The following is a 22,588-nucleotide window of genomic DNA, read 5'->3' on the forward strand; positions in this document are numbered from 1 at the left end:
GACGGGCGAGGTTGTCCACAGGCTGGGGACGTGGCCTGCGCGTTGTCGCCCGGTCGGGGCAGTATGGGGCCATGACTGAGAGCAACGGATCCGTTCCGTCGGACATGGGTGTGGACGAGCGGCGGACGCAGGGCGAGCGGACGCAGGACGAGCAGATGCCCGACTGGGAGAAGCGGTTCCGGGCGCCGAGGGTGTCGCTGCCCGACTGGGCCGAGGACGCGCCGGACCGCTCCCTGTTCGTGTCGAACGCGACGGGGACCTACGAGCTGTACGCCTGGGACCGGTCCACCGGCGAGCAGCGCCAGGTCACCGACCGGCCCAACGGCACGACGGACGGTGTGCTCTCGCCCGACGGCGACTGGATCTGGTGGTTCGACGACAAGGACGGCGACGAGTTCGGCGTCTGGCGGCGCCAGCCCTTCGCGGGCGGCGAGGACGAGCTCGCGGTGCCCGGCCTGGACGCGTCCTACCCGGCGGGTCTCGCCCTCGCCCGGGACGGGCGCACGGCGGTGATCGGCCGCTCCACCGACGAGGACGGCACGACCGTCCACCTCGCGCGCGCGGACGCCGCCCCGGCGGAGATCTACCGGCACCGCGAGTCCGCGGGCGTCGGCGACCTCTCCCACGACGGCACACTGATCGCGATCGAGCACACCGAGCACGGTGACGCCATGCACTCGGCGCTGCGCGTGGTGCGCCCCGACGGCACGACGGTCGCCGAGCTGGACGACACCCGGGGCGGCGAGGAGGAGCTGGGCCTGGAGGTCCTCGGCTTCGCGCCGGTCGACGGCGACACCCGCCTGCTCATCGGCCACCAGCGCCGGGGCCGCTGGGAGCCCCTGGTGTGGGACGTGGCGAGCGGTGAGCAGACCGACCTCGCCCTGGAGCTGCCCGGCGACGTCAGCGCCGAGTGGTATCCGGACGGCAGCGGCCTGCTGATCGTGCACGGCTTCGAGGCCCGCAGCGAGCTGTTCCGCTACGACTTCGCCGAGCGCGAGCTGGTGGAGATCGACACCCCGGCCGGCACGGTCTCCGGGGCGACGGCCCGCCCCGACGGCACCGTCGAGTACCTGTGGTCCTCGGCCGCGGAGCCGTCGACGGTCCGCTCGACGGACGGCCGGGTCGTCCTGGACCCGCCCGGCATGCAGTCGCCGCGCTCGGTCCCGGTGGAGGACGTGTGGGTGGAGGGCCCGGGCGGCCGCATCCACGCCCTGGTCCAGAAGCCGGCCGGCACCAGCGGCCCGCTCCCGACGGTCTTCGACATCCACGGCGGCCCCACCTGGCACGACAGCGACGCCTTCGCCGCGGGCCCGGCCGCCTGGGTCGACCACGGCTACGCGGTGGTCCGGGTCAACTACCGGGGCTCCACCGGCTACGGCCGCGCCTGGACCGACGCCCTCAAGCACCGGGTCGGCCTCATCGAGCTGGAGGACATCGCGGCGGTGCGCGAGTGGGCGGTCACCTCGGGCCTCGCCGACCCGGAGCGCCTGATCCTCACCGGCGGCTCCTGGGGCGGCTACCTCACGCTCCTCGGCGTCGGCACCCAGCCCGAGGCCTGGACGCTGGGCATCGCCGCCGTCCCGGTCGCCGACTACGTCACCGCGTACCACGACGAGATGGAGGGTCTGAAGGCCCTCGACCGCACCCTCCTGGGCGGCACCCCCGAAGAGGTCCCCGACCGCTTCGAGGCCTCCTCCCCGCTGACCTACGTCGACCAGGTCAAGGCCCCGGTCTACATCTCGGCCGGCGTCAACGACCCGCGCTGCCCGATCCGCCAGGTCGAGAACTACGTCGAGCGCCTTGAGGAGCGGGGAGCCGTCCACGAGGTGTACCGCTACGACGCGGGGCACGGCTCGCTGGTGGTGGACGAACGGATCAAGCAGATCCGGCTGGAGCTGGACTTCGCGGCACGGCACCTGCCGCGCGGCTAGCCGTTCGCCCGACGGTTGTAGGGGCGGCGGCGCCCCTACAACCGTCGGCCCCTGCGACCCGCCCCTACGATCCCGTCCCCCGCCGCGCCCCCCGCCGTCCCAGCAACTCCGCCAGCCCCCGCCGGGTCGCCGCCAGCACCACCCGGTCACTGCTCCGCAGGACATACGTGTCGGGCAGCTCCCACACCAACCTGGACCCCCGCCCCGCCTCACCGTCGGAGGCGGGGTCGGAGACCTCCAGCGCCAGCACCCGCCACGCCCCCGCCCGGAACGCCTCCCCGACCGTCCGCCCCTCCAGCTGCGGATGCCCCGCCACCCGTACCGCCGCGAACAGCAGCACCCGCCGTTCGACGGGGATCGCCCCCAGGATCTGGCGGCCCATCATCGCCCCCGCGAACGCCGGTGCGGACAGGTGCGTCACGCTGCGGCTGCGGGTCAGCGCCCCCGGGTGCGCCGCGCGCAGCGTCCGGTACACGGCGGTCGCGAAGTCGTCGTCGTACAGCCGCAGCACCACCCGCAGCCGCGCCCGCACGGAGCGGGCGTACAGCACCGCCTCCAGATTCGTGGTGTCGACACTCGTCAGCGCGAGCAGCGAGTGCGCCCGGTGGATCTTGGCGGCCTCCAGGACACCCTCCTGCGTGACGTCCCCGAGCACCACCGGTACCCGCAGCCGCCGCGCCGTCGCCATGCCGCGCGCCTCGGGGTCGGCCTCGACGCACACCACGGGGATGTCCATCTCCCGCAGGCGGGTCAGCACGCGTGTGCCGATCTTGCCGAGACCGAGCAGGACGACGTGCCCGCCGAGCCCGCGCGGCGGCTTCCGCAGCGCCGTCGCGCTCCGGAAGGTCCCCAGGGCCTCCAGTACGGCGGCGAGCAGCACCGGCAGCAGCAGCAACCCGACGAAGCCGGAGAGGAGTTGCAGCACCTGCCGTCCGGAGTCCGCGTTGTGCGCGGGTTCGTTGATGGCGAACAGGTCGAGGAGGGTCACGTACGTCGCGTGCAGCGGGTGGTCCTCGGTGACCACCATCAGCGCCATGGCGAGCGCGACCACGCACGCCCCCAGGCCCGCCAGCGACCACCGCAGCCGCCGCGAGAACAGCTCGCCGAACGGCGGGACACCGGCCCGCGCGGCGGGCAGCGGCGGACCGGAGTACGACACCTGCTCCAGGGCGACCGTGCCCCGTCCGGTGGCCGCCTCCACCGCCGCCGCGTCGGGCAGCAGTTGCGGTCCCTGCTCGCCGCTCTCCTCCGAACCGTCCGCCCCGGCCGGGTCGTTGCTCGTCGCGGAGAGCAGCGCCAGCGTGCACAGGCCCGGGTCGGCGACCTCGCCGGGGCGCGGCGGCTGCCGTTCCACCGCGCGCAGCAGCAGCCCGTCCGTCTCGACGACCTTGCTGGTGCCGACCAGCGCGGTCGCCGCCAGCGCGGGCGCCGCCGTGTCCGCGTCGGACAGCACGGTCGTGGACGTACCGGCGCCGTCCAGCCCGGCGTCCCGCGAGTCGCCGGTGGCCAGCGCGGCGCTCTGGTCGAGCAGTTCCTCGATGTGCCGGCCGAGCCGCCGGTTGTACAGACGCAGGACCAGGCGCAGCCGCGGGTTGAGCCGGCGGGCGGCCAGGGCGGCGCGGATGTTGGTCTCGTCGTCGTCGTACACGAGGGCCAGGGCCGCCGCCCGGTCCACGCCGGCCTGCGCGAGCACCTCGTCGGTCGGCTCGGCGGCCTCCAGTTCACGGCCGGCGCCGTTCGGGTCACCCGCCCCGGGGTCGCCGTTGCCCGCGCGGCCGACGGCCGCGCTGACCCTGTCCAGCAGCGCCGCGGAGGCCGCGCGGGCCCGCCCGACCACGGGCTGGCGCACCCGGCTCCCGGAGGGCGGGACGACGAGTGTGACCTGCTCGCGGTAGACGCCGCGCAGTTCGGCGGCCAGGCGGTGCGCCAGCCCGTCGTCGCCGCACACCACCATGTGCGCGTACGTGTCGCCCTGCCCGGCCTGGTGCGGAACGCTCCCCGTTGAAGTCCCCATTTGAGGAAGGACAGTACCGGCGCGAGCCGCGGTTCCAGGAGCGGCCGAGGAGTTGGAGGAGGGCCGGAGGAGAGCCGGAGGACGGCATTAAAGACGCGTTAAGACTGCCGGAAGACGGCAATGACGTGGTGCCGGTCCGGAGGTGAACATATGACTCACCGAAGCTCAGCGACGGGCGGGAGGGGGACGGCACGATGGCCTGGTTTCTCGGGCTGGGTATCACGGGGGTCGTGCTGCTCGCCCTGTCGCTGGTCTTCGACGGAGTGCTGGAAGGCGCGTTCGGGGGAGCGCTGGACGGCTTCCTGGAGGGGTGGCTGTCGCTGCCGGTCATCGCCGGGTTCACGGCGATGACCGGCTTCGCAGGCGCCATCGCCCTCGGTACCGGCTGGACCGGCCCGGCGGGCGCCACCGGGGCCGGCGCGGTCGCCGGAGTGGCGGCCGCCTGGCTGACGTACCGCTTCAGCCGTGCGCTGATGCGCGACCGGACCGCCGCCACGCCCAGCTCGGACGACCTGCTCGGCACGTCCGGCAAGGTCGTGACCGCCATTCCCGCCGACGGGTTCGGCGAGGTGCTGCTCCGGCTCGCGGGCCAGCCGCTGAAGTGCGCGGCGCGCAGCGCGGAGCCGGTGGCGCGGGGCACCGAGGTGTGGGTCGAGGCGGTGCCGACCGGGACGTCGGTCGTGGTCCGCCCGGTGGACCGCTGAGCGGCCCCGTGGGCCCTGCCCGACTTCTGTTCGTCTGCTCTGCCTAGTGATTCGGGGGCGTTGCCATGAGTCCTGTCGTCATCGCGGTGCTGGGGGTCGTCGTACTCCTGGTGCTGCTCGCGCTGGTGGTGGTCAGCCGCTACAAGGTGGCCGGCCCGAGCGAGGCGTTCATCGTCACGGGGCGGCGCGGCAAGAAGTCCACCGATCCGGAGACCGGCCGTGTCTTCACCGACAACAGCGGCCAGAAGGTCGTGGTCGGCGGCGGTGTGTTCGTCGTGCCGTTCGTGCAGCAGCGGTTCACGCTCGACCTCTCCTCCCGGCACATCCCGGTCGCCGTGCGCGGCGCGGTGACGCTGCGCGGGGTGAAGGCCAACCTCGAAGGCGTCGCGATCGTCAAGGTCGGCGGCACGGAGGACGCGATCCGCGCGGCGGCGCAGCGGTTCCTGATGCAGCAGGACGGCATCGTCGGCTTCACCCAGGAGGTGCTGTCCGGCGCGCTGCGCGCGATCGTCGGCCGGATGTCCGTGGAGGACGTCATCCGGGACCGGGCCGCGTTCGCCGGGCAGGTCGCCGAGGAGGCGGAGGCGAGCCTGTCCGGGCAGGGCCTGGTGCTCGACGCCTTCCAGATCCAGGACATCACCACCGAGGGCTCCTACCTGGAGGACCTGGGCCGTCCCGAGGCGGCGCGGGCCAAGCAGGAGGCCGACATCGCCGAGGCCGTGGCCCGGCGGGCGGCCGAGCAGGCGCGGCTGAAGGCCGAGGAGGAGATCGCGGTCGCGCAGCGGACCCTCTACCTGAAGCAGGCCGAGATCAAGGCCGAGACCGACCAGGCCGCGGCCCGCGCCAACGCCGCCGGTCCGCTCGCCGACGCGGCCCGCCAGCAGGACATCCTCGCCGAGCAGGAGAAGGTCGCCGAACGGCAGGCGGCGCTGAAGGACCGCCAGCTGGACACCGAGGTGCGCAAGCCGGCCGACGCCAAGCGGTACGAGGCCGAGCAGGAGGCGGAGGCCCGCCGGGTGGCGCGGGTCAAGCAGGCGGAGGCCGACCGGGCGGCCGAGATCGCGGGCGCCCAGGCCGAGGCCGAGCGGGCCCGGCTCACCGGTGAGGGCGAGAAGCAGCGGCGCGGCGCGCTCGCCGAGGCGGAGGCCATCGAGGGTCTCAAGCAGGGTGAGGCGGAGCGCTCGCGGCGTGCGGCGATCGCCGAGGCCGTACGGCTGGAGGGAGAGGCGGAGGCCGCCGCGATCGGCGCCAAGGGCGCGGCCGAGGCCGAGGCGATGCACAAGAAGGCCGACGCCTTCGAGCGGTACGGCGACGCGGCCGTGCTCCAGATGCTGGTCGAGGTGCTGCCGCAGGTGGTCGCCAAGGCCTCCGAGCCGCTGTCGGCCGTGGACAAGATGACGGTCATCTCGACGGACGGCGCGAGCCGCCTGTCCCGCACGGTCACCGACAACGTGGCGCAGGGCATGGAACTGCTGGGCTCCACCACCGGCGTCGACCTGGCGGCCCTGCTGAAGAACCTCACGGCGAAGGGCGCCGCTCCCGAGCCGCAGAGCGGCCCCGACCAGCGCGACAACGGCAAGGTCGAGATCACCGGCTGACCCGGGGCGGATACGGCCCGGCCGGACCGCTCAGATCTCCTGGGCGGGCCAGCCCAGCAGCCGGGCCCCGATCACCGCGGTCTGCAGGGTGTAGCGGTGCACCGGGTCGGCGGGGTTGGCCCCGGTCAGCTGGTGGATGCGGTCCAGCCGGTAGGTGAGGGCGCGCACGCTGAGCGTCAGGCGGCGGGCGGCCTCGGCCGCGGTGCAGCCGGCGTCGAAGTACGCCTCCAGGGTCCGCAGCAGCGGTTCGGCCCCGCCGCGGGCGTCGCGCAGCGGACCCAGCACGCTCACCACGAGGTCGGCCATGGCCTGCCGGTCGCGGGTGAGCACCGGGTAGACGAGCAGGTCGGCGGCGCGCAGCACGGGCTCGTCCAGCTCCAGCCGTTCGGCGAGTTCGAGGGTGCTCAGCGCCTCCTCGTAGCTGTGCACGACACCGCCCGCGCCGGTCTGCGGGCGCCCGATGGCGACCCGGCTGCCGTCGGTGGCGGCGTACGCCTGCTTGGCGAAGAAGCTGAGGACGTCGTCCTGGTCGCCGGGCGCGATGCAGATGAGCTGCCCGTTCTTGGTGGTGATCAGGATGCGTCGGTCGCCGAAGCGGGAGATGAGCGCGGTCTCCACGAGCCGGGTGACCGGGGCGGTGTCGTCGTACGCCTCCGGCCCCTCGGCCACCGCGACGGCGTGAGCGCGGGAGAGGACGAGCCCGAAACGCTCGGCCCGCTCGGCGAGCCGGCCGAGGTCGCTGCGCCCGTAGAGCAGGTCGTCGATGAACTCCCGCCGGGCGGCCTCCTCCTGCCGTACGGCGAGACGCTGCGCGCGCTCGTACCCCTCCGCGAAGGCGTCGACGGCCTGGGTGACGGCGGCGAGGACACTGTCGGCGGTGCCGGTGCCGGTGCCGGCGCCGGCACCGGCACCGGAGGCGGTCGTGGTGCCGGGCCAGGAGGTGCGGGTGGCGTCCAGGTGCAGCCGTACGAGGCTGCGCAGGCTGTGTCCGGCCTCCGCGGCCCGTTCCCCGAGGAGCCGTCGTTCCTCCAGCTCGTCACGGGTCAGCCGGCGCCCGGTGCCGGCGGCCCCGGCGAGTATCCCGGCGTACCCGTCGAGGTACGCCTCCTGCTGGTCCGACTGCTGCCCCGACCGCTGCTCCGTCTGCTGGTCCGTCACCCCGCGCCTCCCCTGCCGGTCACGCCCGGTGCGCGGTCTCGGCAAAGTGAGGGTAGTCAGGGCTGCCGGGACCCGGCAACGCGGTGGAGCGGTAAGCCGGTTCGACGGCGCGGGGTCCCGGCTCAGGGCCGCTGGTAGGGGTGCTGCGGCGACTGCCCGTACGGCTGTCCGCCGGAGCTTCCCGGGCCGCCGCTCACGGCCTGCCTCTGCAACTGGTCCGCCTGTTCCTTGCTGACCTGCTGTTCCGCGCCGCAGAAGGTGCACTGGGTCAGGTACTTCGTGGAGAACGGGAAGAGCGGCACGAAGAACAGGGTGAACTTGTTGACGCGCTTCCTGAGCGTGTGCGCGGAGGGATTGCCGCACCGGCCGCACACCAGCGTCAGTACCGCGAGCTGGTAGAGGTATCCCTTGGTGCCGAAGATGATCACGAGCGGGTCCTTCCGGGTCGGCGCCCGCGGGCGCGCGTGCACGCAGATCTTCTCCCAGACTGCGCCCGGTAGGGGGCGCGGAGCCACCCGCGGCCGGCACCGGCCCGGCGTCACCCCTCGTCGTACCCGCCCTCGTACCCGTTCTCGTACTTGTCCCCGGCCTCGTGGCGCAGCAGGTCACCGGGCTGGCACTCGAGTACGACGCAGAGCGCGGCGAGCGTCGTGAAGCGGACCGCCTTGGCGCGGCCGTTCTTGAGCACCGCCAGGTTGGCGGGGGTGATGCCGACGCGCTCCGCGAGCTCGCCCACGGACATCTTGCGCTTGGCCAGCATCACGTCGATGTCCACGACGATCGGCATCAGATCACCTCCGCCAGCTCGGCCCGCATCCGCGCCGCCTCGATGTCGCGGGCGACGGCCTGGGCGAGCAGCATCCGCAGGACGAGCACGACCAGCGCGACGCCCAGGACCGCCACGACCACGCCGCCCAGCATGAGGACGATGCCCGGCGCGACGGCCTCGCCCGGCGCGAGGAGGACCGCGAGGGTGAACACCAGGAGCGCGGCCGCGACGAAGGCGCCGATCACGATGTGCACGTACCGGAAGGCTCCGAGCGAGAACACGGTGCCCCGCCGCACCATCGTCACCAGCCGCCACACGCAGACCAGCACCACCTCGGCCGCCGCCGCCCCCAGGACGACGATCAGGAAGACCGGCGTGCGCACGGCCGCCAGGGCGGCGTCGGGATCGCCGGTGCCGGCCGCCAGCAGCCAGATCAGCACCCCCTGGACGAACGCCGCTCCGGCGAGCAACACCACCAGCACGCCGCGCAGCGCAAGCGTCATCAGTTGCCCCATCACCCCTCCTTCAATCGAACTACGATGGAAATCTATCGAGAAACGATAGGTTGAGCAAGCTTTGCGGGATACAGCGGTGTCGTTGGCCCGGTTCGGGGCACCGAGTACGTCACGGAGCCGTGTCGAGCGAGAGCGGTCAGTCATGGCGGTGGCGCAGGAACCCGGTGTCGGTGTCACGGAGGCGGCGGAACCCGCCGTCTCGCCGGTCGGGTCCCACAACGAGTGGGACCCGCTGGAGGAGGTCGTCGTCGGACGGCTGGAAGGCGCGACGATCCCCTCCGACCATCCGGTCGTGACCTGCAACGTCCCCCCGTGGGCGGCCCGGCTGCAGGGACTGGCCGCCGGATTCCGCTACCCGCGCGTCCTGATCGAGCGGGCGCAGCAGGAGCTCGACGGGTTCGTCGCCCTCCTGGAGTCCCTCGGCGTCACGGTCACCCGCCCCGAGGCGGTCGACCACCGGCAGCGCTTCAGCACCCCGGACTGGTCGTCCCGCGGCTTCTGCAACACCTGCCCGCGCGACTGCCTCCTGGTGATCGGCGACGAGATCATCGAGACCCCGATGGCGTGGCCGTGCCGCTACTTCGAGACGCACTCCTACCGCCCGCTGCTAAAGGACTACTTCCGCCGCGGCGCACGCTGGACCGCTGCCCCCAAGCCCCAGCTCACCGACGAGCTCTTCGACCCGGACTTCCGCATCCCGAAGCCGGGCGAGCCGATGCGGTACGTCCTCACCGAGTTCGAGCCGGTCTTCGACGCGGCGGACTTCGTCCGCGCCGGACGCGACCTCTTCGTCACCCGCAGCAACGTCACCAACCGCATGGGCGTCGAGTGGCTGCGCCGCCACCTCGGGCCCGGCTACCGCATCCACGAGATCGAGAGCCGCTGCCGCACGCCCATGCACATCGACACGACGTTCATGCCGCTGGCGCCCGGCAAGGTGCTGATCAACCCGGAGTACGTCGATCCAGACCGCCTGCCCGACGCCCTCGCCTCCTGGGACGTCCTGACCGCGCCCGAGCCCGACCCGATCCCCGACCGCATGCTCAAGATCACCTCGATGTGCGGGAAGTGGCTCAGCATGAACGTCCTCGTCATCGACGGCGAGCGGGTCGTCGCCGACCGGCACCACACCGGCATGCTGCGCGCCCTGGAACGCTGGGGCTTCGAGCCCGTCCCCTGCGACCTCCTGCACTACGCGCCGTTCGGCGGCTCCTTCCACTGCGCGACCCTCGACGTACGGCGCCGCGGCACGCTGGAGTCCTACGTCGACTGACGCACTGCCCGCCCCTACAGGTCTCGTACGCCCGCTTCTGGGCTCCGTACCGGATGGTGCCCGCCGTCGCGGACGGCGATCCTGGCACCGAGCCACTCCCCCCGGCCGGCGCCGGCCCGCCGGACCGGGGCGAACCGGCCACGTATGCGCGGCGGCGCCCCCTCGCCCTGGTGTGATCGTGGCGTACCCACCCGCAAGGAGAGCAGATGGCCCGCCCGACCGACCGCGACGCCCGCACCGGGCCCCGCGCCGGGAGGAGGACACCATGCCCGGACCCGACGACCAGCGACTCAGCGAGATCGAGTACCACCTGCACCGCCAGGACCCCCGGTTCGCCGACGCCCTGGACGCGGGCCGTCCCCGCCGCCCCCGCGAGTACCACCCCCTGCGCGCCTGGCTGCTCCTCGCCACCGCGCTGGTGGTCCTGGGCTCCGGCCTGTTCCTCGCCCACGGCCTGCTCATCGCCACCGGCCTGGTCATGGCCGGCATCGCCGCGGAACTCCTCGACCCACACCGCCGCGGCCGCCCGCCCCACCACCCACCACCCCGCTCCTGGCCCCGCTGACCGCCGGCCCCACGCCCTTGCTCCGGCCCCCGGGCCCCCGGCCGACGGATGCCCCCTTCCCGCCCCTGCTCCCGGCCCCACTCACCAACCCCCAGCGGGGCCGACCACCACGCACCGCCCCGTTCCCGGCCCCGCCGGCCGCCGCCCCGCCGGCCGCCGCCCCGCCCTGCCCGTCCCGCATCTCCCGGGACCGGGCCGATGACCCTGGCCGACCTCTATCTGACCCTTCTCGTCGGCGGCACGGTGCTGCTGGCCAGCATCGCCGCCGCCCGTGCCGCGCACCGCCTCGGGCTGCCCAGCCTGCTCCTCTTCCTCGCGGTCGGCGTGATCGCGGGGGAGGACGGGCTGGGGCTGGAGTTCGACGACGCCCAGCTGGCGCAGGCGCTGGGCACCGCCGCGCTGGCGGTCATCCTGGTCGAGGGCGGCCTGACCACCCGCTGGAGCGACGTCAGACGCCTGCTCGCCCCGGCCGGCGTGCTGGCCACCGCCGGGGTGGCCGTCTCCGTCGCGGTGACCGCCGCCGGCGCGCACTGGCTCCTCGGCATGGACTGGCACCTGGCCCTGCTGCTGGGCGCCATCGTCTCCTCCACCGACGCCGCCGCCGTCTTCGCCGTACTGCGCTCACTGCCGCTGCCGCAGAAGGTGACCGGCCTGGTGGAGGCGGAATCCGGCTTCAACGACGCCCCCACCATCATCCTGGTGCTGATCTTCTCCACCACCACCGCGGGCGACCTGCCGGGCCCGGCCCCGGTCGTGGGCAACCTGCTCTACCAGCTCGTGGTCGGCGGCACCCTCGGCGTACTGATCGGGCGCCTGGGCGCCGCCGCCCTGCGCCACATCGCCCTCCCCGCCACCGGCCTCTACCCGCTCGCCACGGTCGGCTTCGGCATCATCGCCTTCGCCGCCGCCGGCGCCGCGAACGCCAGCGGCATCATCGCCGCCTACCTGTCCGGCCTCGTCCTCGGCAACGCCAAGCTCCCCCACCGTGCCGCCACCCGCTCCTTCGCGGAGGGCGCCGGCTGGCTGGCCCAGATCGGCCTGTTCGTGATGCTGGGCCTGCTCGTCGACCCCAGCGAACTGCCCTCCGCGATCCTCCCCGCCCTCGCCGTCGGCCTGGTGCTCCTCCTGGCCGCACGCCCGGTCTCCGTCGCCCTCTGCCTCCTCCCCTTCCGCATCCCCTGGCGCGAACAGGCGTTCATCTCCTGGGCGGGCCTGCGCGGGGCGGTCCCCATCGTCCTGGCGACCTTCCCGATCGTCGAAGGCGTGGACGGCGCCGTCGACGTACTGAACATCGTCTTCGTCCTCGTCGTCCTCTTCACCCTCATCCAGGGCCCCGCCCTGCCCGCCGTCGCCCGTCGCCTGGGCCTGACCCGCCCGGACACCCTCCGTGAGATCCAGGTCGAGACGGCCCCGCTCGACGTCCTGGACGCCGACCTGCTCACCGTCTCCATCCCCCCGGGCTCCCGCCTGCACGGCGTCACCGTCGCCGAACTACGCCTGCCGCGCCCGACCGTCCTGACCCTGATCGTCCGCGACGGCATCACCCTCGTCCCCGACCGCGACACGGCCCTGCGCACCGACGACGAACTCCTCCTCATCACCACGCCCGCGGTCCGCGAGGCCACGGAACGCCGCCTGCGCGCCGTCGGCCGCCGCGGCAAACTGGCCCGGTGGCTGGGCGAACAGGGGGCGCCGGAGGGCGGGGCGAGGGCGGGCTGACGACGCCCGGCACCGACGCGGTGCGCGTCGAAGCAGGCATCAAGGGGTCGTAAAGATTGCCGCATTACGGCAATGCGGCGCGGGGTGCGTCCGGGGGAGGATGAGGGCGGCAGCAACAGGGAGACGGCCCTGGTGCCAGAGCCCGGCAACGGGCGTCGGCACCGGGGCCCGGGGACCGCATCGGGGGTGAGGACGTGGCACGGATCGACACCGTCTCCGCGCGGACCCTCAGTCCCCTCGGTTTCCTCGGTCCCCTCGGCGACACGCTCCGGCGGCCGGTTCCCCGTAGGACTCCGGCAGCAGCCCCGTACGACCCCGGCAGTAGCCGCCGCCGCGGCTGAGCCGTGGCCGACGCGCGTCCCACGCGCTGCCTCTTCCCGCCGGCGCCGACTCTCCGCCTACGCCGCCTACTTCGCTCACTCCGCTGACTTCGCAGACTCAGAGGACTCCCTATGGATTACACCCTGGGCATCGGCGTGCTCGTTTGCCTCCTGCTCGCCGCCGCCGTGCTGTTCGTCGTGGCCCGGCTCTTCCGCAAGGTGGAGCAGGGCAAGGCACTGATCGTCTCCAAGATGCGCAAGGTCGACGTGACCTTCACCGGGCAGGTCGTGCTGCCGGTGCTGCACAAGGCCGAGGTGATGGACATCTCGGTGAAGACGATCGAGATCACCCGGGCCGGCAAGGAAGGGCTGATCTGCCGGGACAACATCCGTGCGGACATCCGCATCTCGTTCTTCGTCAAGGTGAACAAGACCGTCGAGGACGTCGTCAAGGTCGCCCAGGCCGTCGGCACCGCGCGGGCCAGTGACCGCAACACGCTCCAGGAACTGTTCCACGCGAAGTTCTCCGAGGCACTGAAGACCGTCGGCAAGCAGATGGACTTCACCGACCTCTACACCAAGCGCGAGGAGCTGCGGTTCCGGATCATCGAGGTCATCGGCGTCGACCTCAGCGGCTACCACCTTGAGGACGCGGCGATCGACTACCTGGAGCAGACGCCGCTCACCCAGCTCGACCCGGCCAACGTCCTGGACGCGCAGGGCATCCGCAAGATCACCGAGCTGACGGCCGTGGAGCACGTGCGCACCAACGAGGCCCAGCGCACCGAGGAGAAGGAGATCACCCGGCAGAACGTCGACGCCCGGGAGGCCATCCTGGAGCTGGAGCGCCGGCAGGTCGACGCCGAGAGCAAGCAGAAGCGGGAGATCGAGACCGTCCGGGCGAGGGAAGAGGCCGAGACGGCACGGGTGGTGGAGGAGGAGCGGCTGCGGGCGCAGTCGGCCTTCCTCAAGACCGAGGAACAGCTCGGTATCCAGCGCGAGAACCAGGGACGCGAGGTCGCGGTCGCGCAGAAGAACCGCGAGCGGGTCATCGCCGTCGAGAGCGAGCGCATCGAGAAGGACCGTCTCCTGGAGGTCATCGCCCGCGAGCGGGAGACGCAGCTCACCCGGATCGCCGCCGAGAAGGAGGTCGAGGCGGAGAAGCGGGAGATCGCCGACGTCATCCGCGAGCGGGTGGCGGTGGACCGCACGGTCGCCGAGCAGGAGGAGGCCATCAAGAAGCTGCGTGCCGTGGAGGAGGCGGAGCGGCAGCGGCAGGCCGTCGTCATCGCCGCTGAGGCCGAGGCGCAGGAGCGGCTGGTCAAGGACATCAAGGCCGCCGAGGCCGCCGAACAGGCCGCCACGCACCGCGCCGCCGAGGAACTCACCCTCGCCGAGGCCCGCCTCAAGAGCGCCGACCTCGACGCGCGGGCCAAGCTGCGGCTCGCCGAGGGCATCCAGGCGGAGAGCGCGGCCCCGGGGCTGGCCGAGGTCCAGGTCCGCGACAAGGAGGCCGAGGTCGTCGAGAAGGCCGGCCGTGCCGAGGCCGGGGCCACCGAGGCCCGGCTGCGGGCGGAGGCCGAGGGAGCCAAGGCCAAGGCCCTGGCGGAGGCCGCCGCCGTCGGCGAGAAGCTGAAGGCGGAGGCGGCCGGTCTCACCGAGAAGGCGGCGGCGATGTCCGCGCTGGACGAGGCGTCCCGCGGCCACGAGGAGTACCGGCTGCGGCTGGAGGCCGAGAAGGACATCCGGCTGGCCGGGCTGGACGTCCAGCGGCAGGTGGCCGAGGCGCAGGCGACGGTCCTGGCGACCGGGCTGGAGAACGCCGACATCGACATCGTCGGCGGCGAGTCGGTCTTCTTCGACCGGCTGGTCGGGGCGATCGCCCTCGGCAAGGGCGTCGACGGCTTCGTGCAGCACTCCGAGACCGCCCAGGCGCTGGCGCAGCCCTGGCTGGACGGGACGTCGAGCTTCACCGACGACCTCGGCCGCGTCCTCGGCTCGGTCTCCACGGCCGACGTGCGGGACCTGACCGTGTCCACCCTGCTGATGAAGCTCATGAAGTCGGGCGGCGCCGACTCCGCGGCCCTGGAGCAGCTGCTCGGCAAGGCCGGTGAGCTGGGCCTGGCCGACACCCGGCTGACGGCCGCCGTGAACGGCAGCGCCAAGGGCTGACAGACCGCGGTCGTGGAGCCGCCGCGCGGGGGGCGGCAGCTCCACGACCGCTCTTTTCCGACTTCCTGAGCAGGCCTTCCCGAGTAGGCCTCCTGAGAGGGACTTCCTGAGAGGGACTTCATGACCACCGCCCTGGACACGGGTACGTACGAGGTGCTGCGCGACCGCCTCACCGCGCAGGCCGCCGAACTCGCCCGCCGCGCCGAGGCGCTGAACGCCCGCCGCGTCGAGGAGTTCGGCTCCCTGCGCCTGGAACTGGCCGGTACCGAGCAGCTGCGCACCGGTTCGGCGTGCGTGCCGCGTGACCTCGTGTCCGTCGGCGGGGTCCTGCTCTTCGGCTACAACACCGTCCCCGGCCGGGGCCCGGACACCGCCGTCGGCGACGTCCTCGCCCTGCACGGCCGGGACCTGGACCGGCTGCCCGGGGACGCCGTGCCCGGCCTGCTGGACGACCCGGCCTTCGTCCGCGAGTTCGCCGCCCTGCACCGCTACTTCCACCAGGCGCGCCTCCTGCGCCTGAGCCGCGTCGAGGACAAGCTGCTCGCCGTCTTCCGGACCGGCGAGAAGGCGGACGACATCCGGGTCCTGCGCTGGGCGCTCACCGACGACGGCCGGGCGTCCTTCCTGGACGCGCGCGGCGACCGCGACCACGTCCTGCCGCCCGCCCACGACTTCATCTGGACGGCGACGACCCGCGAGGACCACGTCCTGGGCCGCCACCCGCACGTCTCCATCGAGGGCGAGGTGTTCGTCGAGACGCTGAACGGCACCCTGACCGTCAAGGCCGAGGACGACACGGAGACGGACGAGGGCGTGTACGCCGAGCCGGTCGACGAGCCGCTCCAGTCGCTCGCCGACGCGCACATCGCGTACGCGCGCGTGGGCGCCCTGATCCTCCTGGACGTCCGCCCCTACAAGGAGGACGCCCACCGCTACCTGGTGTTCAACACCCTCACCAGGACCGCCGTCCGCCTCGACGGCATCGGGCGGGCCTGCCGCCGGCTGCCCGAGGACCAGGGCATCGTCTTCGCGGGCGGCTACTGCCTGGCCACCGGCGCCCACCGGACGTTCGACGGCGTCGACACCGAGGGCATGGAGTTCGAGCGGGCGGTCCGCTCACCGAACGGCGAGGACGTCCTCTTCGCCTTCCACGCCCGCGCGGCGGGCCGCCACCTGCTGCTGCCCTACAACGCCATCCGCAAGGAGGTCGCCACCCCGCTGACCTGCCACGGCTGGGCCCTGTCCGACGACGGCACCCTCCTCGCCCTGCGCGCGGCCGGCGGCGAGCCGCAGCGCGTGCACCCCGTCCAGCGGTGGACCTCCCCCTACGTCTCCGACACCCACGCCGCCGCCCGCCCGCCCGGCACCGGCCCGCTCGCCCGCGTCGGCAACCCCGACCTGGTGCGCGGCATCTCCGACTGCCTGTCCGTCACCCGCGCCGTCACCGAAACCACCCCGACCGGCGAGGTGTACGAGGCGCTGGTCGCGGCCTGCGTGCGGACCGCCGACACCCACCACTGGCTGTCCGAACCGGACCTCGGTGCCCTGCACGAGCCGCTCACCCAGGTGCGGGCCACCGCCGAGCAGGTGCTGGCCGAGTTCGAGACGGTCCAGGCCCTCACCCGGCAGGCGGCCGACGCCCTCAACGAGGCGACGGCCCGCGTCACCACCGTCGTACGGCGCCTGCGCGGCGAGACCCCGCGCTCCGCCGCCGCCTGGGTCGCCGGACTCACCGAACTCCGCCAGGCCCAGGGGCAGCTGCTCACCCTCAAGGACCTGCGGTACGCGGACACGGACCGCGTCGACGAGCTGGCCGCGGACGTCGCACGCGACCTCGCCTCCTTCGCGCAGCGCGCCGTGACCCACCTGGCGCACGAGGACGCCTTCGCCGAGCACCGGGCCGACGTCGAGCACCTCGTCGCCGACGCCGAGGCGATCACCACCGTCGCCGAGGCGGAGCCCCTCACGGCCCGCCTCGACGAGCACGCCGAGAGTCTGCGCACGGTCACCGACGTCGTCTCCGGACTCGACATCGGCGACGCCACCGTCCGCACGTCCGTCCTGGAGCGGATCGCCGAGGTCCTGGGAGGCGTCAACCGCGCCCGTGCCACGCTGGACGGCCGCCGCCGCGCGCTCCGGGACCGCGAGGGCCGGGCCGAGTTCGCCGCCGAGTTCGCGCTGCTCGGCCAGGCGGTCACCGCCGCCCTCGCGGCGGCCGGCACCCCCGAGGAGTGCGACGAGCAACTGGCCCGTCTGCTCGTGCGGGTGGAGAACCTGGAGTCCCGGTTCGCCGAGTCCGACGACTTCCTCGCCGAACTCGCGGACAAGCGCGACGAGGTCCACGAGGCGCTCTCCGCCCGCAAGCAGACCCTCGCCGACGCCCGCGCCCGCCGCGCCGAGCGCCTGGCCGAGTCGGCCGACCGGGTGCTGGCCACGATCGTGCGCCGGGCCTCCGCACTCGCCGACGCGGACGCCGTCACCACGTACTTCACCTCCGACCCGATGCCCGCCAAGGTCCGCCGCACGTCGGACGAACTGCGGGCACTCGGCGACGAGGTCAGGGCGGAGGAGCTGGACGGCCGCCTGAAGTCCGCCCGGCAGCAGGCCCTGCGCGCGCTGCGCGACCGCACCGACCTGTACGCCGACGGTGGCCGCACCGTCCGCCTGGGCGGCCACCGCTTCGCGGTCGGCGCCCAGGCCCTCGACCTCACCCTCGTCCCCCAGGGCGACGGCCTCGCCTTCGCCCTGACCGGCACGGACTACCGCGCCCCGGTCACCGACCCCGAGTTCGCCGCGACGCGCCCCTACTGGGACCGCCCGCTGCCCTCGGAGTCGCCGGACGTCTACCGCGCCGAGCACCTCGCCGCCCGCCTGCTCGACGAGCACGGCCCGGCCGCCCTCGCCGCGGCCGACGACCTGCCCGCCCTGGTCCGGCAGGCCGCCCAGGAGGCCTACGACGAGGGCTACGAGCGCGGAGTGCACGACCACGACGCGGCCCTGGTCCTCGCCGCCCTCCTGCGCCTGCACGAGGGCGCCGGGCTCCTGCGCCACGAGCCGTCCGCCCGCGCCGCCGCCCAGCTCTACTGGGCGCACGGCACGACGGCCGGGGAGCGCGACGCCTGGACCCGCCGCGCCGTCTCCCTGGCCCGTGCCCGCGACACCTTCGGACTCGCCCCCGCCATCGCCGACCTGGAGACGGAACTGGCCACGGCGACCGGCACCCGGGCGGCGGCCGCCTACCTCTTCGAGGAACTGACCTCCGCCCCCGACGGCTTCGTGATCAGCGCCGGCACCCGGACCCTGCTCGACAAGTTCCGCCGCACCACGGGCGACTCGGCCTACGACGACGACCTGACCGCCCTCACGGACCCGGCCGCCCGCAGACAACTCGTCGAGGCGTGGCTGACGTCGTACATCACCGCGACCGGCGCCGACCTCGCCCCGGGCGACCTGGCCGAGGCGGTGGCCGCCGAGCTGTGCCCCGGACTGCCCCGCTACGAGTCGGACGCACCCCTGACCGAGACCGTCCCGGGGATGCTCGGCAGCCACCCCCGCATCCACACCGACGACCGGACCCTGACCGTCCGGATCGACGAACTCCTCTCCCGCACCCACGACTTCCGCGCCCGCGAGGTCCCGGCCCACCGCGCCTACCAGCGCCGCCGCACGGCACTGGTCGCCGCCGAACGCGGCCGCCTCCGCCTGGACGAGCACCGGCCGCGCGTGATGTCGTCCTTCGTGCGCAGCCGGCTCATCGACGAGGTCTACCTCCCGCTGATCGGCGACAGCCTCGCCAAGCAGCTCGGCACCACCGGCGACAGCAAGCGCACCGACACCGGCGGCCTGCTGCTGCTCATCTCCCCGCCGGGCTATGGCAAGACGACCCTCATGGAGTACGTCGCCGACCGCCTCGGCCTGCTGCTGGTCAAGGTCAACGGCCCCGTCCTGGGCCACACGGTGACCTCCCTCGACCCGGCCGAGGCCCCGAACGCCACGGCCCGGCAGGAGGTGGAGAAGATCAACTTCGCTCTCCAGGCGGGCAACAACACCCTCCTCTACCTCGACGACATCCAGCACACGTCCCCCGAACTCCTCCAGAAGTTCATCCCGCTGTGCGACGCCACCCGCCGCGTCGAGGGCGTGCGCGACGGCGAGCCGCACACCTACGACCTGCGCGGCAAACGGTTCGCGGTGTGCATGGCGGGCAACCCGTACACCGAGTCGGGCAGCCGCTTCCAGGTGCCCGACATGCTCGCCAACCGCGCCGACGTGTGGAACCTCGGCGACGTACTGACCGGCAAGCGGGACGCGTTCGCCGCCAGCTTCGTCGAGAACGCCCTGACCGCCAACCCGGTCCTCGCCCCGCTCGCCGGCCGCGACCGCGCGGACCTGGAGCTGCTGCTCCGGCTGGCCGGGGGCGACCCGGACGCGCGCGCCGACCGGCTGACCCACCCGTACGAGCCCGCGGAGCTGGACCGGATCACGGCCGTCCTGCGCCATCTGCTCACGGCCCGCGAGACCGTCCTCGCGGTCAACGCCGCGTACATCGCCTCGGCCGCCCAGTCGGACGCCACCCGCACCGAGCCGCCCTTCCGGCTCCAGGGCTCCTACCGGAACATGAACAAGATCGCCCAGCGGATCCAGCCGGTCATGAACGACACCGAACTGTCCGCCCTGCTCGACGACCACTACGCGGCCGAGGCCCAGACCCTGACCACCGGCGCCGAGGCCAACCTGCTGAAGCTCGCCGAGCTGCGGGGCACGCTGACCGCCGGCCGGGCCGCCCGCTGGGCGGAACTGAAGGCGGCGTATGTCCGCACCCAGGCCCTCGGCGGCCCCGAGAACGACCCCCTCACCCGCGCCGTGGCCGCCCTCGGCCTGCTCGCCGACCGGGTGGCGGCCGTCGAGTCGGCGATCAACCGGGCCACCGACCCGCGCCACCTCGTCGCTAATCCGTCCGCCCGTCACGCGGCCCGACCGGCCCCGGAGCCCGGAGGGGACTGACGAGGAGCACCACCGAGGACGGACGGCGAACGGCCCAGTACTCACCAAGGCGCGAGGTGAGCACTGGGCCGTTCCGGAGCCGGGCCGCGTGAGGGCGGTCAGACGGTGGTCTTCGCCGACTCCTGGTCGTCGTCGCCGTCCCCGGTGCTTCCACCGGCCTTCCGGACGCGGACGTACTCCAGGAAGCTGTTGAGCTCCCGCTTGACGACGGGGGCGAGCAGGTAGAGGCCGATGATGTTGATGACGGCGAGCGAGAAGAGGAAGGCGTCCGCCAGGTCGATCAGGGTCTGCAGCGTCAGCAGCGAACCCGCGATGGCGAAGAGGGTGTAGACGACCTTGTACGTGATCTCGCTGGCCCGGCTGCGGCCGAAGAGGTACGTCCACGACTTGAGGCCGTAGTAGCCCCAGGTCAGCACCGTGGAGATCGCGAACAGCAGCACCGCGAGGGTGAGGATGTACGGGAACCAGGGCAGGACCGTCTCGAAGGCGTCGGAGGTGATCGTGACGCCGCCGATGTCCTCGCCCGCGCGGGCCTCGCCCCAGCTGTCGGGGTTGGCGATGACGATGGTCAGCGCGGTCATGGTGCAGACGACGACGGTGTCGATGAACGGCTCCAGCAGCGCGACCAGGCCCTCGCTGGCGGGGTGCTTGGTCTTGACCGCGGCGTGCGCGATGGGGGCGGAGCCGAGACCGGCCTCGTTGGAGAAGGCGGCCCGCTTGAAGCCGATGATCAGCGCGCCCAGCACACCGCCGACGACGCCCTGGGGGTTGAACGCGCCCTCGACGATGCGGACTACGGCGTCCGGCACGGCGGTGATGTTGACCAGGATCACGATCAGGCAGGCGAGGATGTAGATGCCGGCCATGGCGGGCACGAGCCTGCTGGTCACGTTGGCGATGGAGCGGATGCCGCCGAGGAGCACGACGCCGACGACTGCGGCGACCAGGATGCCGAAGAACAGGGCGCCGGCGGAGGAGCCCAGCGCGCCGTCCTCGCCGCCGGCGACCGAGACCAGCTGCGCGTAGGACTGGTTGACCTGGAAGAGGTTGCCGCCGAAGAGGCCGAAGAAGAGGATCAGGAAGGAGGCGAGGACCGCGAGGATCTTGCCGAGGGTCTTGCCGTTCTTGCCGAAGCGCTCGGCCAGCCCCTTGGGCAGGTAGTGCATCGGACCGCCGGAGACGGTGCCGTCGGCGTGCACCTCGCGGTACTTCACACCGAGGGTGACCTCGACGAACTTGGTGGCCATGCCGAGCAGGCCGCACAGGACCATCCAGAACGTGGCACCGGCACCGCCGATGGAGACGGCGACGGCCACACCGGCGATGTTGCCGAGTCCGACAGTGCCGGAGACGGCGGCGGTCAGCGCCTGGAAGTGGTTGACCTCACCGGCCGACCCCTTCTCGTCGTACTTGCCCCTCACCACGTCGAAGGCGAGTTTGAACTTGCGGAGCTGGATGAATCCGAACCAGCTGGTGAAGACCAGACCGGCCACGACGAGCCAGGCGACGATGAGGGGCAGGTCGGCATCACCGACGGGGACGGTGTAGAAGACCACCTCCCCCAGCCACTCGGCTATGGGCTCGAAGAATCCGCTGACTGCTTCGTCCACGGACTGGGTGACGGAGTCGAGTGACACTTGGCTACCTCGATGACGCGGGGGTGGCGGGCTGGGGTATCTCGCCGGATGAGCGGTCTCTGAGCGAACTTCGTTGTCCGTTGAGCGAACCGGTACGCACGGCCCGGCTTCGGACCGTGATCGTCCCGGGCTGTGGTGCGCGTGCGGGCCGACCTTCCGCAGATCGAAATCCAGTCGATTTACCTGCGGGGTTGCGCAGTTCTACCACGTCTTTGCCTCATGTTTAGTGACGCATCTCACATAACGGGCCGTGACCAGCGGATGTCCCAGCCGGTGAGATCGGACCGTTATCCGGGACGCGAGATGGGTGCCGGGGGCACGTATATACGGGCCGATCCGGCTCAGCCGTTTGTGCCGCCTGGCGCAGTGCGTCGCCTGCGCCAGGCGTGCAGGCCGGCAGGCCTGGGCTGAGACGCGGCAAGGGTCTGATCCATCGGAATCCCAGGCCGCCCACCGGCTCAGCGGGCCGCAGGCAGGCGTTCCCCGACGGGCTGGTCCCGGTAGCTCCGGCAGTGCCCTGGCTCCTCGGCACCGAAGGCACGCTCGCAGCCGTCACAGGTCTGGAACGGCAGCAGCGGGTAGTTCTTTCCCCGGTTCTTTGGGGAGGTCAGTGGCCCACCTGCACCTCGCGAACGAGGCACCGGCGGGCCCGGAGCGCACTCCGCGGTCAACACCAAGCACCCCGCCAGTGAGGGCCTGGTCGCGCTGCTGGAGCCGTTCATCGACACCGTCATCGGCGGACCGACCGTGCTGCCGCAAACCTCCGCCCCAGGAGCCGACCTCACCGCCCAGTTCCCGTCGACCCCGAGAGGCGCCCAGCTGGCCCGGCACCACGCCGTCCGGTGGCTGGAGGCCCTGGGCCACACACCGGCGTCGGACGTCTCCCGCACCGTCGCCCTCGTCGTCGGCGAACTCGCGGCGAACGCCGTACGGCACGGGCGCGTCTTCGGCCGCACCGTGAGCGTCCGGCTCGCTGCGGACGTGGCGGCGGAGCTGGTCCGCATCGAGGTGTCGGACGCCGCCACGGATCGACGTCCGCCGACCGTGCCGCCCTCGCCCTGCCCCGAAGGGGAGTCGGGCCGTGGACTGCTTCTCGTGGACGTCCTGGCCCTGCGCTGGGGCTGGACACCGCGCCGGCCGCTGGGGAAGACGGTGTGGGCGGAGCTGCCGCTGAAACCGACGGAGGAAACGACGCCCGACGCCTGACGT

At 73.0% G+C, this 22,588-nt stretch carries 15 protein-coding genes; 9 read left to right on the top strand and 6 right to left on the bottom strand.

The window, feature by feature from the left end; all coding sequences use genetic code 11:
* The first annotated feature begins 71 nt into the window (after positions 1-71).
* Positions 72-1,931 carry a S9 family peptidase gene (locus AMK11_RS13125; RefSeq protein WP_073726491.1) on the top strand — a complete coding sequence of 620 codons (1,860 nt, stop codon included), beginning with the start codon at positions 72-74 and terminating at the stop codon, positions 1,929-1,931.
* Positions 1,932-1,995: 64 nt separating this feature from the next.
* Here the strand turns inward: AMK11_RS13125 and AMK11_RS13130 are convergent, their stop codons facing one another.
* On the bottom strand, positions 1,996-3,885 hold the full coding sequence (locus AMK11_RS13130; RefSeq protein WP_073726493.1) for an NAD-binding protein: 1,890 nt from the start codon (positions 3,883-3,885) through the stop codon (positions 1,996-1,998).
* 254 nt (positions 3,886-4,139) lie between these two features.
* On the opposite strand from AMK11_RS13130, the gene AMK11_RS13135 reads away from it, so the two are divergent.
* Together AMK11_RS13135 and AMK11_RS13140 are read left to right on the top strand one after the other, a co-directional pair.
* Positions 4,140-4,649, top strand: a complete 510-nt coding sequence (locus AMK11_RS13135) for an NfeD family protein (protein ID WP_073726495.1) — start codon at positions 4,140-4,142, stop codon at positions 4,647-4,649.
* 65 nt (positions 4,650-4,714) lie between these two features.
* The gene (locus AMK11_RS13140) at positions 4,715-6,247 is read left to right on the top strand and encodes a flotillin family protein (protein ID WP_073726497.1); all 1,533 of its coding nucleotides are present in this window, start codon (positions 4,715-4,717) and stop codon (positions 6,245-6,247) included.
* 30 nt (positions 6,248-6,277) lie between these two features.
* Here the strand turns inward: AMK11_RS13140 and AMK11_RS13145 are convergent, their stop codons facing one another.
* The 4 genes from AMK11_RS13145 to AMK11_RS13160 form a co-directional block, all read right to left on the bottom strand.
* Positions 6,278-7,405, bottom strand: a complete 1,128-nt coding sequence (locus AMK11_RS13145) for a PucR family transcriptional regulator (protein WP_073726499.1) — start codon at positions 7,403-7,405, stop codon at positions 6,278-6,280.
* Between the two features lie 122 nt (positions 7,406-7,527).
* The gene (locus AMK11_RS13150; protein ID WP_073726831.1) at positions 7,528-7,833 is read right to left on the bottom strand and encodes a zinc-ribbon domain-containing protein; all 306 of its coding nucleotides are present in this window, start codon (positions 7,831-7,833) and stop codon (positions 7,528-7,530) included.
* A gap of 110 nt (positions 7,834-7,943) precedes the next feature.
* Complete coding sequence (locus AMK11_RS13155) at positions 7,944-8,192, bottom strand: helix-turn-helix domain-containing protein (protein WP_073726501.1); 249 nt, start codon at positions 8,190-8,192, stop codon at positions 7,944-7,946.
* Complete coding sequence (locus tag AMK11_RS13160; RefSeq protein ID WP_073726503.1) at positions 8,192-8,689, bottom strand: DUF2975 domain-containing protein; 498 nt, start codon at positions 8,687-8,689, stop codon at positions 8,192-8,194. The genes AMK11_RS13155 and AMK11_RS13160 overlap by 1 nt, the downstream gene beginning before the upstream one ends.
* Before the next feature lie 142 nt (positions 8,690-8,831).
* Between AMK11_RS13160 and AMK11_RS13165 the strand changes: the two genes are divergently transcribed.
* From AMK11_RS13165 to AMK11_RS13185, 5 genes are all read left to right on the top strand, one after another.
* Positions 8,832-9,962, top strand: a complete 1,131-nt coding sequence (locus AMK11_RS13165; protein WP_073726505.1) for an amidinotransferase — start codon at positions 8,832-8,834, stop codon at positions 9,960-9,962.
* A gap of 265 nt (positions 9,963-10,227) precedes the next feature.
* Positions 10,228-10,527 (top strand): DUF3040 domain-containing protein, encoded by a 300-nt coding sequence (locus AMK11_RS13170; RefSeq protein WP_073726507.1) that lies wholly within the window; start codon positions 10,228-10,230, stop codon positions 10,525-10,527.
* A gap of 198 nt (positions 10,528-10,725) precedes the next feature.
* Positions 10,726-12,246, top strand: coding sequence for a potassium/proton antiporter (locus tag AMK11_RS13175; RefSeq protein WP_073726509.1), 1,521 nt, complete (start codon positions 10,726-10,728; stop codon positions 12,244-12,246).
* 452 nt (positions 12,247-12,698) lie between these two features.
* The gene (locus tag AMK11_RS13180; protein WP_073726511.1) at positions 12,699-14,738 is read left to right on the top strand and encodes an SPFH domain-containing protein; all 2,040 of its coding nucleotides are present in this window, start codon (positions 12,699-12,701) and stop codon (positions 14,736-14,738) included.
* Positions 14,739-14,858: 120 nt separating this feature from the next.
* Complete coding sequence (locus tag AMK11_RS13185) at positions 14,859-19,742, top strand: DNA repair ATPase (RefSeq protein ID WP_107429675.1); 4,884 nt, start codon at positions 14,859-14,861, stop codon at positions 19,740-19,742.
* A 98-nt stretch (positions 19,743-19,840) separates the two neighbouring features.
* On the opposite strand, the gene AMK11_RS13190 is transcribed toward AMK11_RS13185, so the two are convergent.
* A complete protein-coding gene (locus tag AMK11_RS13190; protein WP_073726512.1) occupies positions 19,841-21,379 on the bottom strand; it encodes an alanine/glycine:cation symporter family protein in 1,539 nt (512 codons plus the stop codon).
* A gap of 747 nt (positions 21,380-22,126) precedes the next feature.
* Here AMK11_RS13190 and AMK11_RS13195 point away from each other — a divergent pair.
* Positions 22,127-22,585, top strand: a complete 459-nt coding sequence (locus tag AMK11_RS13195; protein ID WP_073726513.1) for an ATP-binding protein — start codon at positions 22,127-22,129, stop codon at positions 22,583-22,585.
* The last annotated feature ends 3 nt before the right edge of the window (positions 22,586-22,588 follow it).

The organism is Streptomyces sp. CB02414, from assembly GCF_001905385.1.
Taxonomy (GTDB): Bacteria; Actinomycetota; Actinomycetes; order Streptomycetales; family Streptomycetaceae; genus Streptomyces.